A 12,999-nucleotide genomic window follows, 5' to 3' on the forward strand; every position below is an offset into this window, starting at 1 on the left:
AGAAGCTTCACAAATGGATATTTTTTGTGATGAGCGCAAGTCTATAACCTGTCGGCATTCTTCTCCATGTCGGATTTCATCATGCCCCGTGACCCTCGTTATTACTGGCCTGCAACGCTGATCGTCGGTGCCTTGGGCGGCAGCCTTGCCCACTGGGCGGGATGGCCTTTGCCTTGGGTTATAGGTTCATTGCTGGCAGTTCTGCTGACACGTTGCGGCGGCGGCCAGGTACCGCAAATACCTCACGGGCGCAAAGCCGGGCAGTTGATTGTGGCGGTTGCCATCGGTTGCCACTTCACGTTGCCGGTCATGCAGGAAGTGGCGGCCCACTTTGGGTTGATCGGTATGGCTGTCTTGCTGACGCTGGTGCTGGCTTTGTGCTCGGTACTGGTTTTGCATCGGTGGGGCGTACCGCTGCCAACCGCATTTTTCGCCTTGATGCCTGCCAATTCCACCGAGATGGTACACCTGGGCCGGCAGCGCCAGGCCGACACCAGTTTCATCGCCGCCGCCCACAGTCTCAGGTTGTTGCTCATCCTGCTGGCAGTGCCTGCTGTTGCAAACTTTGGCGTGGCACATAGCGGTGCGCGCACGGCGTTGCCGGTGGTCTGGCCGTGGCTGATTTTCCTCCTGGCCATGGGCTTTCTGGCGGCATTGGCGTTCAAGCGTTGCAACCTGCCCAATCCCTGGACGTTTGGGCCGTTGCTGATCTGTGCGGTCGGTGTGGGTTGCAACAATCTGTCGATGAGCATGCCCGTGTGGCTCAGTGGCTGCGGGCAACTGTTGATAGGGTGTGCGCTGGGCGCCACGTTCGACCGCGGCTTTTTGCGCCGCGCACCCGGTTTTCTTTTGAAGGTGATGTTACTGCTGGCTGGCTCGGTGATTGCTACCGCACTGGCCGCATGGGGCTTGGGTGCCGGGTTGGGTTTCTCGTGGTTGTCGCTGGCGCTGGGCATGATGCCTGGTAGCGCGCCCGAAATGAGCTTGACCGCCGAGGCGCTTGGGCTGGCAGTGACATTGGTGACGGCGATGCAGATTATCCGCATGTTACTGATCCAGGCCGCGTGCCTGCCGCTGTATCGCTTGCTTGATCGAGCGTTGCGGGCACAAACACCGGCCAGTGCAAAATCTGCGTAAACCTGTCCAACTTTGCCCCGGCGCTGCTGGCCATACTGGTGCCAGGTAAACCAAGAGGCACAGGCCATGACTGATTACGTATTCACCCCCGCGCCAACCCCATCCCTGGCCGTACAGGGCAGCGACGCACGTTTCCCGCTGCGTCGCGTGTTCTGCGTGGGCCGCAACTACAGTGAACACGCCCGCGAAATGGGGCATGACCCGGATCGCGAAGCGCCATTTTTCTTTATGAAACCGGCGGATGCGGTGGTGCCGGCCGAAGGCGTGATCGCCTACCCACCGCTGACTGCCGACCTGCACCATGAGGTGGAACTGGTGGTGGCCATCGGCAAGGGTGGGGTGGATATCAGTCCTGAAGCCGCTTTGTCCCACGTATGGGGGTATGGCGTCGGCATCGACTTGACCCGTCGCGACCTGCAGGCCGAGGCGAAAAAGCTCGCGCGCCCGTGGGAGTGGGGCAAGTCGTTCGATGAGTCGGCGCCCAGCACCGCCTTGCAACCGGCGAGCGTCATCGGGCACCCGGCCAGCGGCAAGATCTGGCTCAAGGTCAATGGTGAGCAGCGCCAGGTCGGCGACCTGGCTGACCTGATCTGGTCGGTGAGTGAAGTTATCAGCTACGCCTCAACATCCGTAGCACTCAAGGCCGGTGACCTGATCTTTACCGGCACCCCGGCAGGCGTCGGCGCGTTGCAGCGTGGAGACGTGGTGACCGCCGGCATCGATGGTATCGGCGAGTTGAGTTTCACCCTCAGCCAGGGTTGAGGCTAAAGTGGTGCCCAGGCCATTCGAGAGACCGTTATGCCAGGCACCCGCGTCACCACCTATGGCATGGAACAACGCAGCGACCGCCCCGATTTCTATATCCGCGACAAGCGCGGGCGGGCGGCGCTGACCAGTCCGCATCGGCACGAATACTTCCAGATCCAGATCAACCTGGGCGGCGACACCGTGCAACATATCGGCGGTGCGGTGCGTCCGTTCCCGCACAAAGCCCTGGCGTTTATCCTGCCCCATCGCTTGCATGTGATTCCCCACCCACAAGACGGCGAGTTCATGCTGATCAACTTCAGCCAGGCGTTCTTCCTGCCGCAGTTGACCTGCGACCCGCTGGACCTGGAAGACATCCCCATCAGCCAGGCGCCGGAGCTGTCACCGTTTCGTTTTCAGGAGCATCTGGACTTCATCCTTGACGACGCGGACTTTGAGCAAGTGCACACCTGGCTCGGCCATATGCGCACGCTGGACGCCCAGCGCACCTTCGGCGCCCGTGAGCGCTTGAAGGGGTATCTGTTCCAACTGGTCGGGTTGGTTTGCCAGCAGTACGCCGAACCTTTGCAGGCGTTTGCCGCCAATAATGCCACCCGGCGCGGACGCAAAGACGCTCTGGCACGGGTACACGGCTACATTCGCGAGCATCTGCACGAGCCGGGCCTCAATCTTACTGACGCGGCGGCCGCTGCGTTCCTGTCACCCAACTACCTCACCCATTTGCTGCGCAAAGAAACCGGCAAACCCTTCTCCCAGTGGGTGCTCGACCGCCGCATGCAATTGGCGCGCACCTTATTGCTCAACACGGCGCAGATGATCGGTGCCGTTGCCCTGCGTTGCGGGTTTACCGACGAGGCGTACTTCTCCCGCTGTTTTCGCAAGGCCCATGGCCTGGCGCCAGGGCAGTTTCGGCGACAACAACAGGCAAAACCCCTGTAGTCGAGCGCCTTCTTACAAATCCACGACAATCTATGTGTTTCTATTTACATACAATTGCGTGCATCCACGGAGGAGGCATGTATGCAAACCCTTATTCGGCTGGCGACGCTGGCAGATATTGATACGTTGTTCGCCATTCGCACCGCTGTGGTGCAGAACCACTTGAGCCGTGAGCAGATGGCGGATCTGGGCATTACCCCACAGGTGCTGGCCGACAGCATCCGTGAAGCGCCGTGCGTGTGGCTGGCAGAAGTGGCGGGCGAGCCGGCTGCTTTTTCGATGGTCAATTTTGACAGCGGCGAGGTATTTGCGATGTTCGTACTGCCCGCCCATGAAGGCCGGGGCCTGGGCCGCCAACTGATGGCGGTGGCTGAAGCCGCGCTGTTTGAGCACCACCCGACGCTGTACCTGATCACCGACGGGCGCGATGAGATCCGCGCCAACGGGTTCTATCAACGGCTGGGCTGGACGCAGGTCGGCCGGGTCGAGGGCGATGATGTGCGGTATGAAAAGAGCAGGGCACCTTAACTCATGAACCCGGCAGAATCCGCGTCCACCAACGGCCTTCGCTATGCGGCGATCGGGGTGGTGTGCGCTGCGGTGCTGCTGGGCGTCTTGTTTATGCGTTTCAATGCTCGGGTCGACCTGGAACGAGAGGAGGCCGCCGAACGCTTGGTGCTGTGCCAACAGCTTGAAAGTGTGGCCTGTGCCACTTCGACGTCCGACCTTGAATTGCTTGAAGCCTGTAAGCAACTCAAAAAGCGATACAGCGAGAGTGTCGCGCCGTTATGAGTAATAACCCCATTTGAATAATGGATATATAGCCACGAAGTGATCAGGGTTATACCGGTTTATTGCACCAAAAAGTGGCACTTGTTTGCTTGGCTACCTTAAAAATCATGTGGTTATTGAATGACTTACGCGGATTTTAATCCGACGAAAGGAATAAAATAATCTTGTTACAGGTTTTTACAGTCGTTACTATAGCCGGGCGTTCACCTCCCACGGTTTATGCATTTTTAAATCCCAAGTTTCCATCAGCTACTTGGGATTTTTTTTGCCCGCAATTTGACCTCGCGTCACACTTGGCTGTCGGCAAACTCTGCGCGCATGCGTCCATTGCGTTTGGCCTGATACAGCAACTTGTCGACCGACTCGACGAACGCCAGCAGGTCGCTGTTGGGCGTCACGGTATGCGTGCCCACCCCCAGGCTCAGGCTCAGCAACTTGGAAACCGGCGAAACGGCGTGTTCAATCTGCTGCTGGCAAATCAAGTGCAGGCAGCGTTGCGCCACTTGCCGGGCTGAGGCTGCGTCGGTTTCGGGCAGCAGCCACACAAATTCCTCGCCGCCGATACGCGCAATGAAATCCCGCGGTCGGTTAGCCGCCAACGACAAGGTGCGCGCCACCTGGCGCAAGGCTTCATCGCCCTTGATATGGCCGTAGTGGTCGTTGTACTGCTTGAAAAAATCGATATCCAGAATGATCAACGACAGCGGCAACTGGCTGCGCAGCGCACTGGACCATTCGCGCTCGAGCACGGTGTCGAACATGCGGCGGTTGGCGATGCCGGTCAGGCCGTCCTGGAAGGAGTATTCCTCCAGTTGTTTTTGCAGGCGAATCAAGTGCTCTTCGGTCTTCTTGCGCTCGCTGATATCGAACATAAAGCCGATCAAGGCTTGGACTTCGTCGTCCTTGCGCACCACATGCACCACATCGCGGATCCACACATAGTCGCCGTTGACCGTCAGTGCGCGGTAGTCGGCCTCGTGGTCCACGCCGGCGCGTGATTGCGACACGCAAAAGTTCACCACGTATTCACGGTCGTCCGGGTGCATGCGTTCGACCCAGTCATCCACGCTCACCCAGCTTTGCGGGCTCCAGCCCAGCAGCGCTTCGATCTGCGGGCCGATGTAGCTGAACGTCATGCTCTGCCAATCGATGCGCCACGGGATGGCGTTGGTCGACTCCAGCAGGGTTTTGTACACGTCGCTGTCGGGCTGGCTCGGAGGAACGATGCTCATGGCGGTCGGCTCGGGATGATGGCGAAAAGCCAAGAGCGTCTTTTGATACAGATCGTGAGTCAAGCCCTTGCCAAAGCAGCAGACGAGAGGTCGGGTGCTGGGTTTCTGGCGCCAGTGCACCAGCGTTTACAGGGCGAAATGCGGCACAGGTATCACTTTTGAATTAATTGTTCAGTCGCAGGCAAAACCTTACCTATGCTGGTTGCATCACACCCACAGGGTCGAAGCCAGGGACGGGGGCTCAGCATGATTGCGATCAATGAACTCAATAACATCATGGCCACAGGCTTCCTGCCGCTGGCGTGTGATTGCAGCCTCAACAGCGACGGCTCACTGCGCATCAGTGTGTTCGAGCCGGCGTCGGGTCGCGTCGATCTGCTGCTGACCCGTGTCTCGCCCCAAGGCCTGGACAGCATCCGTTCCATCTCAAACCTTATTGGCGAACTGCGCACCGAAATCAAGGCCGGGCGCCGTGGTTTTGCGGCGGTAGGCTAGCTGTTCACGGTGCTGGTTGAGGTGTCGACTGCGCCGTAGTAGCGCCAGCAGCAATGCCGGTGTTCGGGCAGGATCACGCAGCCGCTCAGGCTGACAATCAGCAGGGCGGCAACCAGCATAGAGAGTCGACGGGTCATGATATTTCCTCATTGTGTGTTCTGCGTTACGTCTTGAACGCAACCACCGGCGCAAATCCGTCGCGATACTTTCGAACATTTCATCCAGCGTATTCATCCTCTGAGCAATACTTCCAGCGTCGAGAAAAAACTTGGGTTTCTCGCGACGGATTTCCCTGTGCCCAGCGTTCAACCCATCAGCAGCGGACATTTTCGTCCGCCGTATGAAGGAGTTGCCATGAACCCACTGGCCAAATTGCGCTACGCCTTGCTGGTCCCGCTGGCCTTCGCCGCACTTGTCAGCACCCCGACCTTCGCCCAGACCGAAGTGATCATTCGCCAGGCCCCACCGGCGGAGCGCGTCGAAGTGATCCCGGCTGAACGCCCAGGTTTCGTCTGGGACCGTGGCCACTGGCAATGGGAACGTGGCGCCTATGCCTGGGTGCCGGGCCACTGGCAGGAAGTGGTGCGTAACGCACGCTGGGAGCCTGGGCACTGGGAATCCCGTGGCCCCAACTGGTACTGGCGCGAAGGGCACTGGATCCGCTGAAACCTCTTAGCCCCCGGACCGAGTATTACCTGATTGAAAGACACTGATCCGGACGTTGAGCTACTGGCACGTATCGGCAACAACGAACCTGCGGCCGTCAACGAAATGGTGACGCGCAAGCTGCCGCGCCTGCTTGCGCTCGCCGGTCGGCTGCTGGGGGATGCCGACGAAGCCAAGGACGTGGCCCAGGAAAGCTTCCTGCGCATCTGGCGCCAGGCGGCCAACTGGCGCCCCGGCGAAGCGCGTTTTGACACCTGGCTGCACCGCGTGGCGCTCAACCTGTGCCATGACCGCTTGCGCCGGCGCAAGGCGCGCCCGTTGAATGAGGACGAGGCGCTGGAACTGGCGGACAGCGCACCCTCGCCGGATGAACAGTTGGAAACGGCGGACCGCAGCGCCAGGATGGCCGCCGCCCTGGCGAGCTTGCCCGAGCGCCAGCGTGAAGCCATTGTGCTGCAGTACTACCAGGAGCTGTCGAACATCGACGCCGCGGCCCTGATGAACATCAGCGTCGAGGCACTGGAGAGCCTGCTGTCGCGGGCCCGACGCCAGTTGCGCAGTCAACTTGCCGACACACCCGGGCTCGCCCGCCCAGGAAGGGGAAAACCATGACACCTGAACGCTTTGCGCACTTGGCTGACGCCTATGGCGCCAGCCTGCATCGCTGGCCCAGCGCCGAACAAGCCGCTGCCCAGGCACTGCTCGACAGCGGCAACCCTCAAGCCCGCGAGGCATTGCGCGAGGTCGGTTGGCTCGATGCCCAGTTGGACAGCCACCCGCTTGTGTTCAACGAACCGGCCCTTGCGCGACAGATTCGCGAGTCTGCGCCGAAACGGCCGTCGTTCTGGTCGCGCTATGCCAACTGGCTGTCGCCCGCAGGCTTGGTGGGCGTGGGCATTGCCGGCATCGCCGCCGGAGTACTGGTGGCGTCACTGAGTGTGCCGTTGCCGATGCTCTCATCCGACGTGCTGCCCAGCGTCTTCGATCAGGGCGACGCCGATGTCGTCTTCACCGTCAACGCCGAGGAAACCGAGCAATGACCCCAACATCCCTTAAACCCTGGTTGGTCTTTTCGGTATTGCTCAACGTGTTTTTGATCGGCGGTGTAGGCGGCGGCCTCTATCACTGGATGGTCACTGCCAAGCCCGCCGAAGCGGTGGTCAACCAGCACGGCCTGCGCCAGGCGATGATCAAGTTGCCGATGGAGCGGCGCAAGGAATTGCGGCAGTTGCTGCGCCACAACCGCGCCGAGAGCCAGCCGCTGATCATGGCCGGTCGCGAAGCACGCCTGGGGGTGATCAAGCAGCTCGAAGCGCCGACGCTGGATCGTGAGGCACTGGTGACTGAACTGGCCAAGGCCCGCGAGGCGGATGCGGCGTTGCGGGCGTTGGTGGACGCAACGCTGGCACAGTTCGCGAGCAATTTGCCCCAGGATGAGCGGCAGAAACTGGTCGAGGCGCTGTACCAGCGTGGGCAGGCTAAAAACCGCGATAAGCTGCCGCAGGTGGCCGGGGCCAGGCCGCGTTCTTGAGCGGTTGCTTACATCCAGCTGATGCCATGCGATCCAATTGTGGGAGCTGGCTTGCCTGCGATGCAGACACCTCGGTACATCAGGTAAGCCGAGTTGATGCTATCGCAGGCAAGCCAGCTCCCACATTTTTAACCGAGTGAGGTTTCAATAGCTTCACCGGTCCGCTCTTCTGTGGGAGCTGGCTTGTCGAATCGTCGCACCGCTGCGATGCAGGCGCCTCGGTCTATCTGGCTTTAAGCGGCAGCAGGGGAGAGAGTGATCCAGTACGCGTTGGGTGGGACGGGATTTGCAGCCGCTGCCGCGTTCGTCAAATCCTTTGTCGAACGGCAGAGCAGGGAGTCAGAGGCGACGCACGAAGGACTTGACGATGTGCCGGGTGGCGTCGGTGGTGTCTAGCTCGTCTATGGCCCCATAGGCGTGCCAGCGGCAGTCAATGATCTCATTGCAAGGGCGCGCCTCGCTGATGTTCACCACCGAGGCCTCGAACACATGGTGCACGGTGTCGCGGGCTTTTAACTCCTGCAAGTACAACAAACCATCCACATTCAACCCGGTTTCTTCTTCCAGCTCGCGTGCGGCGGCGCCGACCGGGCGCTCGTCACGCTCGACCTTGCCGCCCGGCAACGCCCATTTGGAGCGGGCCTTGCGCACGAAGAGGATATGCCCCTCGTGTTCACAAATAACGGTTGCACGGATTTTCAATGTCTACACCTGCCTGGCTCAGTGACTGTCATGAAAGTGTAATGCAATTGTCATACTGATTGAGGCTGGCATGCACCAGCGGTGATGTGGATACTGCCCCCTTGATGAAAACGGACGAGGACAACTGATGAATACCGTACGTTGGGGCATGATTGGCTGTGGCAGCGTCACTGAACTCAAGAGTGGACCCGCTTTCTACAAAGCGCCAGGTTCGGCGCTGGTGGCCGTGATGGGGCGCCGTGAAGAAGCGGTGCGTGATTATGCGGCACGCCACGGCATTGCCCGCTTCTATACCGACGCCCAGGCCTTGATCGACGACCCCGAAGTGGACGCGGTGTACATCGCCACACCGCCCGACAGCCACCTCGAATACAGCTTGATGGTGGCGGCAGCCGGCAAGCATTGCTGCGTCGAAAAGCCCATGTCGCTGAATGCCGAGCAGAGTGCCTTGATGCAGCGCACCTTCGAGCGGGCGGGGCTGCATCTGTTTGTTTCCTATTACCGCCGTTCGTTGCCGCGCTTCCAGCAAATACGCGACTGGCTGCAGGCAGGGCGCATTGGCGAGTTGCGCCAGGTGACCTGGAGCTTGTGCAAGCCGCCGGCCGCCGCCGATGCCAGCGCTGCCAACTGGCGCACCGACCCGGCCATTGCCGGTGGCGGCTACTTTGCCGACCTGGCCAGCCATGGGTTTGATTTATTCCAGTACCTGGCGGGCGATATCGTCGAGGTCACCGGGTTTACCGCACGACAGGCCGGCAATTACGCGGCGGAAGATGCGGTAACGGCCTGCTGGACCTTCGCAAACGGCGCGCTGGGCATGGGCTGCTGGAACTTTGTCGCAGACCGGCGCGAAGACCGCGTGGAGCTGATCGGCAGCCGTGGCCGCATCACCTTTGCTGTGTTTGAAGACCAGCCGTTACGCCTGGAAGGTGAGGTGAATGAGGTGCTGGAAATACCCTGCAATGAACATATCCAGTGGCATCACGTACTGGCCATGAATGCGCATATTCGTGGCGAGTCCGAGCACCCTTCGCTGGCGATCGAGGCGCTGAAGACAGATCGGATCCTCGATAAGGTGTTACTCCGTAACCCTAATTTGCCGGGTTAATCGGGATATACCTGTTTTTTCTCTCAGGAATAGGCAAATGAAATATTGGATGCTGTTGTGGCTGTTACTGGCCACCCATGTGCTGGCGGCCCCGCGTAGTCAGGGGGTGCCTGGGGAGTTTGATTTTTATGTGCTGTCGTTGTCATGGTCGCCGACGTTCTGCCTGACGCACCCTGGCAACGAGCAATGCACGGGCAAAGGCTATGGGTTTGTGCTGCACGGGCTTTGGCCGCAGTACGCCAAAGGCGGCTGGCCCGCGTCGTGCGATACGCAATCTCGGCTGTCGGCGGCGGACCTCGCCAAGGGCGCGCTGATCTTCCCTACGCAGGCCTTGCTCAAGCACGAGTGGGCCAAACATGGCACCTGCAGCGGGCTGGATGCTTCGAGCTATCTGGAGGCGAGTGATACGGCGCTGGCGGCCGTGCAGATTCCGCAGCAGCTGCAGCCGTTCAACGTGCCCAATTACATGGAGGCACAAGAGATCGAGAGCTTGTTCCGACAAAGCAACCCGGCCATGGGCAACCATGGCATGGCGGTCATTTGCAAAGGCAGGGTGCTGTCCGAAGTGCGCGTGTGCCTGAGCAAAGAGCTGCGTTTTGCCGGCTGCCCCCGCAGTGTTAAGAGCCAATGCAGGGGCGGCGATATCCGCATTCCGGTGCAGCGTTAATCAACTGTCGGGGTGCAACGCGATGGCGCCAACCGCCGTTGCACTCGACGCGCCGGCGCGATCCGCCAGGTAACGCGCCGGCGGCTGGCCAACGGCTTTACGGAACATGGTGATAAAGCCGCTGGCGTTCTCATAACCCAGGTCCAGTGCCACCCGTTGCACACTTTCCCCTTTGGCCAGGCGTTGCAGTGACAAAATCACATGCAATTGCCGGCGCCAGCGGCCAAAACTCAAGCCCAATTCTTCCAGCAGCAGGCGCGTCATGCTGCGCTCGCTCATGCCGATGCGCAGTGCCCATTGTTCGAGCGTGGACTTGTCAGTGGGGTTGGCCAGCAAGCTGTCGGCCAGGCGCCGCAACCGCAAGTCCTGAGGCATGGGCAGGTGCAGGTCTTCAATGGGCGCCTGGGCCAGTTCATCCAGCAGAGTGTTGATCAGGCGCCCCTGTGCGCCGTCTTCTTCGTACAAGTGAGGAAACGTTACCGCCTTGCTGATCAACTCATGCAACAGCCCGGACACAGCCAACGTGCAGCCTCGAGCGGGCAGGGCGCCGGCAGCGTCCGGGTCGATCAGCAGGCAATACACCTCAGCCTCGCCGGCGCCCCGCGCCGCATGGGCCAGGCCACCGGGAATCCACAGCGCGCACTGGGGCGGCACGATCCAGATTCCGGCCTCGATCTGGCAATGAATCACCCCGCGCAGGGTGTACATCAATTGGCCTTTGCGATGGGAATGCGGCGTGTGTTCCCAACGCTCGGACGTGCTGGTGGCGCCCACGGCCACCACGGCGCGGGGGATGAGGTCGGCGTCCCTGGACCGTGACAGGTCGCGTTCTTCGAGGCGGTGGCGTTGCATGGCGGATTCGCTCATTGGCCGAATTGCGAAACATTCTGGCTATTCTGTGCAATGCCGTCCAGTCGTGACATCACTATAGTGAGAGCCACTCTCATTCAGGAGCTTTGCCGTGCGACTCGACAGTACAACCTTCCCTGTGGTGAAAATCGTGTTTGACGCGCCGAACGAAGGCGGCCCCGAAGATGCTTTTGTGGTGTTCGAAAGCCTGCTGGCTCGCCAGCAAGCCTTTGTGCTGCTGCACGAAAAAGCCGTCGACGAAAACAACCACGAGCACTCCCACGAAGAGCGCAAACACGCTTCGATCTGGATGAAGAAAAACAAACAGGCGCTGCGTGCCTACGTCAAAGGCATGATCCAGGTGGAGCCCAGCGCCGCGCAACGCCTGGCCCTCAAGCCGTTTGCGGTGATGTTCGGCAAAGCCTGGGGCTATCCGCTGCTGGTGGTGGAATCCAGGGATCGCGCCTGGGCGCTGGCGCGGGATGTGCTCGATGAGCAGGTGTCGGATGTGGCGCATTTCTGAGCGGCTATGCGATACAAAATGTATGCGGGCTAACAGTGGCGAGCAAGCTTGCTTGCGCTGGGGTGCGAAGCGCCCCTAAAAAGCCGGAGACTGCTTCGCAGTCAGCGGGAGCAAGCTCCCTCGCCACAGCAAGCCTGCTCCCACATTGGTTGAGTGGTGTGCTTACGGGCACATTAAAGTATCCTCCGCGCCCCGCTTATCACTGATTCAAAAAGAATGACCGGACAAGACATGCAGGCACTGCTGGAATCGATCCTGGGCGAAGTTCGCCCCCTGATCGGCCAGGGCAAAGTCGCCGACTACATCCCCGCACTCGCCGATGTACCCGCCAACCAGCTCGGCATCGCCGTGTACGGCAACGACGGCTCGGCCTATTGTGCCGGCGACGCCGACACGCTGTTCTCGGTACAGAGCATCTCCAAGGTGTTCAGCCTGGTGCAGGCCATCGACCATGGCGGCGAAACCATCTGGGAGCGCCTGGGCCACGAGCCTTCGGGGCAACCGTTCAATTCCATGGTGCAGCTGGAGTTCGAACGCGGCCGCCCGCGCAACCCCTTCATCAATGCCGGCGCTCTGGTGATCTGCGACATCAACCAGTCGCGCTTTGCCGTGCCGATCCTGTCGATGCGTGACTTCGTGCGGCGCCTGTCGGGTAACCCGCACATCCTGGTCAACAGCGTCGTCGCCGACTCCGAGGCCCAACACGGCGCGCGCAACGCGGCCATGGCCTACCTGATGAAGGCCTTCGGCAACTTCCACAACGACGTCGACGCGGTGCTGCACAGTTACTTCAACTACTGCGCGCTGCAAATGAGCTGCCTGGATCTGGCCAGGGCTTTCAGCTTCCTGGCCAATGAGGGCGTGAGTGCCCACAGTGGCGAACAGATCTTGACCGCGCGCCAGACCAAGCAGGTCAACTCGATCATGGCCACCAGCGGGCTGTATGACGAGGCGGGCAACTTTGCCTACCGCGTGGGTTTGCCGGGTAAAAGCGGGGTTGGCGGCGGGATTGTCGCGGTGGTGCCGGGGCAGTTTACCGTTTGCGTGTGGTCGCCGGAATTGAATGCGGCGGGGAACTCGCTGGCGGGGATGAAGGCGTTGGAGTTGCTGAGTGAGCGGATTGGCTGGTCGGTGTTTTGAAAGCGTCGACCTTGAAGGCAAGTGACGCTAACACTGGCTGAGAGGACAGGGGATACACGTTGAGGTAAAGTTGATCCAGCGTTCGACGCCCGGGGTGATCTATGCTAATCGTCATTGATCCTCCCTTGTCCTAAGCCGGAGACCAGCATGTCGCGTAAAAAAGTTAAGCCGCAGATCACTGAAGCACAGGTGCTCGCCCAAGAGTCGAGTATTCCCTCTATAGCAGCCAAGGCATTTCGGGACGCTTACGAGGTTGCCATTTCCAAAGGTGAGTCTGTCCTCGTGGTGCGTGCGGGCCAACTCATGAAAGTTTCAAACACAGAGGCTCTGGTTATTCGACCGGTCGAAGCCTACGGGACCCTCAAGGCCGGCACGCGCTTGAAAACCAGAAAGTCTCTGTTGGATCGCCGATCCGCCCAGGCGCAGATCCAGGCTTGAGTACAACGCCCC

General features: G+C 60.4%; 19 protein-coding genes. 15 read left to right on the forward strand and 4 right to left on the reverse strand.

What is annotated here, in order from left to right:
* The first annotated feature begins 81 nt into the window (after positions 1-81).
* From PSH96_RS12725 to PSH96_RS12745, 5 genes are all read left to right on the forward strand, one after another.
* Positions 82-1,137 carry an AbrB family transcriptional regulator gene (locus PSH96_RS12725; RefSeq protein ID WP_305459544.1) on the forward strand — a complete coding sequence of 352 codons (1,056 nt, stop codon included), beginning with the start codon at positions 82-84 and terminating at the stop codon, positions 1,135-1,137.
* Positions 1,138-1,203: 66 nt separating this feature from the next.
* Positions 1,204-1,899, forward strand: a complete 696-nt coding sequence (locus PSH96_RS12730; RefSeq protein ID WP_305459545.1) for a fumarylacetoacetate hydrolase family protein — start codon at positions 1,204-1,206, stop codon at positions 1,897-1,899.
* A gap of 36 nt (positions 1,900-1,935) precedes the next feature.
* Positions 1,936-2,844, forward strand: a complete 909-nt coding sequence (locus PSH96_RS12735) for an AraC family transcriptional regulator (RefSeq protein ID WP_305459546.1) — start codon at positions 1,936-1,938, stop codon at positions 2,842-2,844.
* Between the two features lie 81 nt (positions 2,845-2,925).
* Positions 2,926-3,372 (forward strand): GNAT family N-acetyltransferase, encoded by a 447-nt coding sequence (locus PSH96_RS12740; protein ID WP_305459547.1) that lies wholly within the window; start codon positions 2,926-2,928, stop codon positions 3,370-3,372.
* A 3-nt stretch (positions 3,373-3,375) separates the two neighbouring features.
* On the forward strand, positions 3,376-3,636 hold the full coding sequence (locus PSH96_RS12745) for a hypothetical protein (RefSeq protein ID WP_305459548.1): 261 nt from the start codon (positions 3,376-3,378) through the stop codon (positions 3,634-3,636).
* A 287-nt stretch (positions 3,637-3,923) separates the two neighbouring features.
* Here PSH96_RS12745 and PSH96_RS12750 read toward each other — a convergent pair whose 3' ends face one another.
* Positions 3,924-4,868 (reverse strand): sensor domain-containing diguanylate cyclase, encoded by a 945-nt coding sequence (locus tag PSH96_RS12750; RefSeq protein WP_305459549.1) that lies wholly within the window; start codon positions 4,866-4,868, stop codon positions 3,924-3,926.
* 246 nt (positions 4,869-5,114) lie between these two features.
* Between PSH96_RS12750 and PSH96_RS12755 the strand changes: the two genes are divergently transcribed.
* The gene (locus tag PSH96_RS12755) at positions 5,115-5,363 is read left to right on the forward strand and encodes a DUF1652 domain-containing protein (RefSeq protein WP_305459550.1); all 249 of its coding nucleotides are present in this window, start codon (positions 5,115-5,117) and stop codon (positions 5,361-5,363) included.
* Here the strand turns inward: PSH96_RS12755 and PSH96_RS12760 are convergent.
* On the reverse strand, positions 5,360-5,500 hold the full coding sequence (locus PSH96_RS12760) for a hypothetical protein (protein WP_183144480.1): 141 nt from the start codon (positions 5,498-5,500) through the stop codon (positions 5,360-5,362). The genes PSH96_RS12755 and PSH96_RS12760 overlap by 4 nt on opposite strands.
* A 217-nt stretch (positions 5,501-5,717) precedes the next feature.
* Between PSH96_RS12760 and PSH96_RS12765 the strand changes: the two genes are divergently transcribed.
* The 4 genes from PSH96_RS12765 to PSH96_RS12780 are packed head-to-tail and all read left to right on the forward strand — an operon-like array spanning position 5,718 to position 7,560.
* Positions 5,718-6,029, forward strand: a complete 312-nt coding sequence (locus PSH96_RS12765) for a YXWGXW repeat-containing protein (protein ID WP_099547786.1) — start codon at positions 5,718-5,720, stop codon at positions 6,027-6,029.
* A gap of 33 nt (positions 6,030-6,062) precedes the next feature.
* A complete protein-coding gene (locus PSH96_RS12770; RefSeq protein WP_305459551.1) occupies positions 6,063-6,641 on the forward strand; it encodes an RNA polymerase sigma factor in 579 nt (192 codons plus the stop codon).
* Positions 6,638-7,069 (forward strand): hypothetical protein, encoded by a 432-nt coding sequence (locus tag PSH96_RS12775; protein WP_305459552.1) that lies wholly within the window; start codon positions 6,638-6,640, stop codon positions 7,067-7,069. The genes PSH96_RS12770 and PSH96_RS12775 overlap by 4 nt, the downstream gene beginning before the upstream one ends.
* A complete protein-coding gene (locus PSH96_RS12780; RefSeq protein ID WP_305459553.1) occupies positions 7,066-7,560 on the forward strand; it encodes a periplasmic heavy metal sensor in 495 nt (164 codons plus the stop codon). Before PSH96_RS12775 ends, PSH96_RS12780 begins: the two co-directional genes overlap by 4 nt.
* 339 nt (positions 7,561-7,899) lie before the next feature.
* Here the strand turns inward: PSH96_RS12780 and PSH96_RS12785 are convergent, their stop codons facing one another.
* Entirely contained in the window at positions 7,900-8,262 is a 363-nt protein-coding gene (locus PSH96_RS12785; protein ID WP_065912014.1) for an NUDIX hydrolase, read from the reverse strand.
* 127 nt (positions 8,263-8,389) lie between these two features.
* Here PSH96_RS12785 and PSH96_RS12790 point away from each other — a divergent pair, with 127 nt between their 5' ends.
* Complete coding sequence (locus tag PSH96_RS12790) at positions 8,390-9,370, forward strand: Gfo/Idh/MocA family protein (protein ID WP_305459554.1); 981 nt, start codon at positions 8,390-8,392, stop codon at positions 9,368-9,370.
* 37 nt (positions 9,371-9,407) lie between these two features.
* The gene (locus PSH96_RS12795) at positions 9,408-10,037 is read left to right on the forward strand and encodes a ribonuclease T2 (protein ID WP_305459555.1); all 630 of its coding nucleotides are present in this window, start codon (positions 9,408-9,410) and stop codon (positions 10,035-10,037) included.
* Here the strand turns inward: PSH96_RS12795 and PSH96_RS12800 are convergent, their stop codons facing one another.
* Positions 10,038-10,889, reverse strand: a complete 852-nt coding sequence (locus tag PSH96_RS12800; protein ID WP_305459556.1) for a helix-turn-helix domain-containing protein — start codon at positions 10,887-10,889, stop codon at positions 10,038-10,040.
* Positions 10,890-10,998: 109 nt separating this feature from the next.
* Here PSH96_RS12800 and PSH96_RS12805 point away from each other — a divergent pair, with 109 nt between their 5' ends.
* From PSH96_RS12805 to PSH96_RS12815, 3 genes are all read left to right on the forward strand, one after another.
* Positions 10,999-11,409 (forward strand): hypothetical protein, encoded by a 411-nt coding sequence (locus tag PSH96_RS12805; protein ID WP_305459557.1) that lies wholly within the window; start codon positions 10,999-11,001, stop codon positions 11,407-11,409.
* Between the two features lie 231 nt (positions 11,410-11,640).
* Complete coding sequence (gene glsB, locus PSH96_RS12810) at positions 11,641-12,549, forward strand: glutaminase B (RefSeq protein WP_305460059.1); 909 nt, start codon at positions 11,641-11,643, stop codon at positions 12,547-12,549.
* A gap of 147 nt (positions 12,550-12,696) precedes the next feature.
* Positions 12,697-12,987 (forward strand): hypothetical protein, encoded by a 291-nt coding sequence (locus tag PSH96_RS12815; RefSeq protein WP_305459558.1) that lies wholly within the window; start codon positions 12,697-12,699, stop codon positions 12,985-12,987.
* The last annotated feature ends 12 nt before the right edge of the window (positions 12,988-12,999 follow it).

It is taken from the genome of Pseudomonas sp. FP2338 (assembly GCF_030687515.1).
In the GTDB taxonomy this organism is placed as follows: domain Bacteria; phylum Pseudomonadota; class Gammaproteobacteria; order Pseudomonadales; family Pseudomonadaceae; genus Aquipseudomonas; species Aquipseudomonas salomonii.

Bases quoted from the DNA above. Each gene is read 5' to 3' on its own strand.
- PSH96_RS12800 (WP_305459556.1), bottom strand. From the start codon at position 10,889: ATGCAACGCCACCGCCTCGAAGAACGCGACCTGTCACGGTCCAGGGAC.
- PSH96_RS12780 (WP_305459553.1), top strand. From the start codon at position 7,066: ATGACCCCAACATCCCTTAAACCCTGGTTGGTCTTTTCGGTATTGCTC.
- PSH96_RS12725 (WP_305459544.1), top strand. From the start codon at position 82: ATGCCCCGTGACCCTCGTTATTACTGGCCTGCAACGCTGATCGTCGGT.
- PSH96_RS12765 (WP_099547786.1), top strand. From the start codon at position 5,718: ATGAACCCACTGGCCAAATTGCGCTACGCCTTGCTGGTCCCGCTGGCC.
- PSH96_RS12740 (WP_305459547.1), top strand. From the start codon at position 2,926: ATGCAAACCCTTATTCGGCTGGCGACGCTGGCAGATATTGATACGTTG.
- PSH96_RS12730 (WP_305459545.1), top strand. From the start codon at position 1,204: ATGACTGATTACGTATTCACCCCCGCGCCAACCCCATCCCTGGCCGTA.
- PSH96_RS12790 (WP_305459554.1), top strand. From the start codon at position 8,390: ATGAATACCGTACGTTGGGGCATGATTGGCTGTGGCAGCGTCACTGAA.
- PSH96_RS12750 (WP_305459549.1), bottom strand. From the start codon at position 4,868: ATGAGCATCGTTCCTCCGAGCCAGCCCGACAGCGACGTGTACAAAACC.
- PSH96_RS12755 (WP_305459550.1), top strand. From the start codon at position 5,115: ATGATTGCGATCAATGAACTCAATAACATCATGGCCACAGGCTTCCTG.
- PSH96_RS12815 (WP_305459558.1), top strand. From the start codon at position 12,697: ATGTCGCGTAAAAAAGTTAAGCCGCAGATCACTGAAGCACAGGTGCTC.
- PSH96_RS12795 (WP_305459555.1), top strand. From the start codon at position 9,408: ATGAAATATTGGATGCTGTTGTGGCTGTTACTGGCCACCCATGTGCTG.
- glsB (WP_305460059.1), top strand. From the start codon at position 11,641: ATGCAGGCACTGCTGGAATCGATCCTGGGCGAAGTTCGCCCCCTGATC.
- PSH96_RS12745 (WP_305459548.1), top strand. From the start codon at position 3,376: ATGAACCCGGCAGAATCCGCGTCCACCAACGGCCTTCGCTATGCGGCG.
- PSH96_RS12735 (WP_305459546.1), top strand. From the start codon at position 1,936: ATGCCAGGCACCCGCGTCACCACCTATGGCATGGAACAACGCAGCGAC.
- PSH96_RS12760 (WP_183144480.1), bottom strand. From the start codon at position 5,500: ATGACCCGTCGACTCTCTATGCTGGTTGCCGCCCTGCTGATTGTCAGC.
- PSH96_RS12775 (WP_305459552.1), top strand. From the start codon at position 6,638: ATGACACCTGAACGCTTTGCGCACTTGGCTGACGCCTATGGCGCCAGC.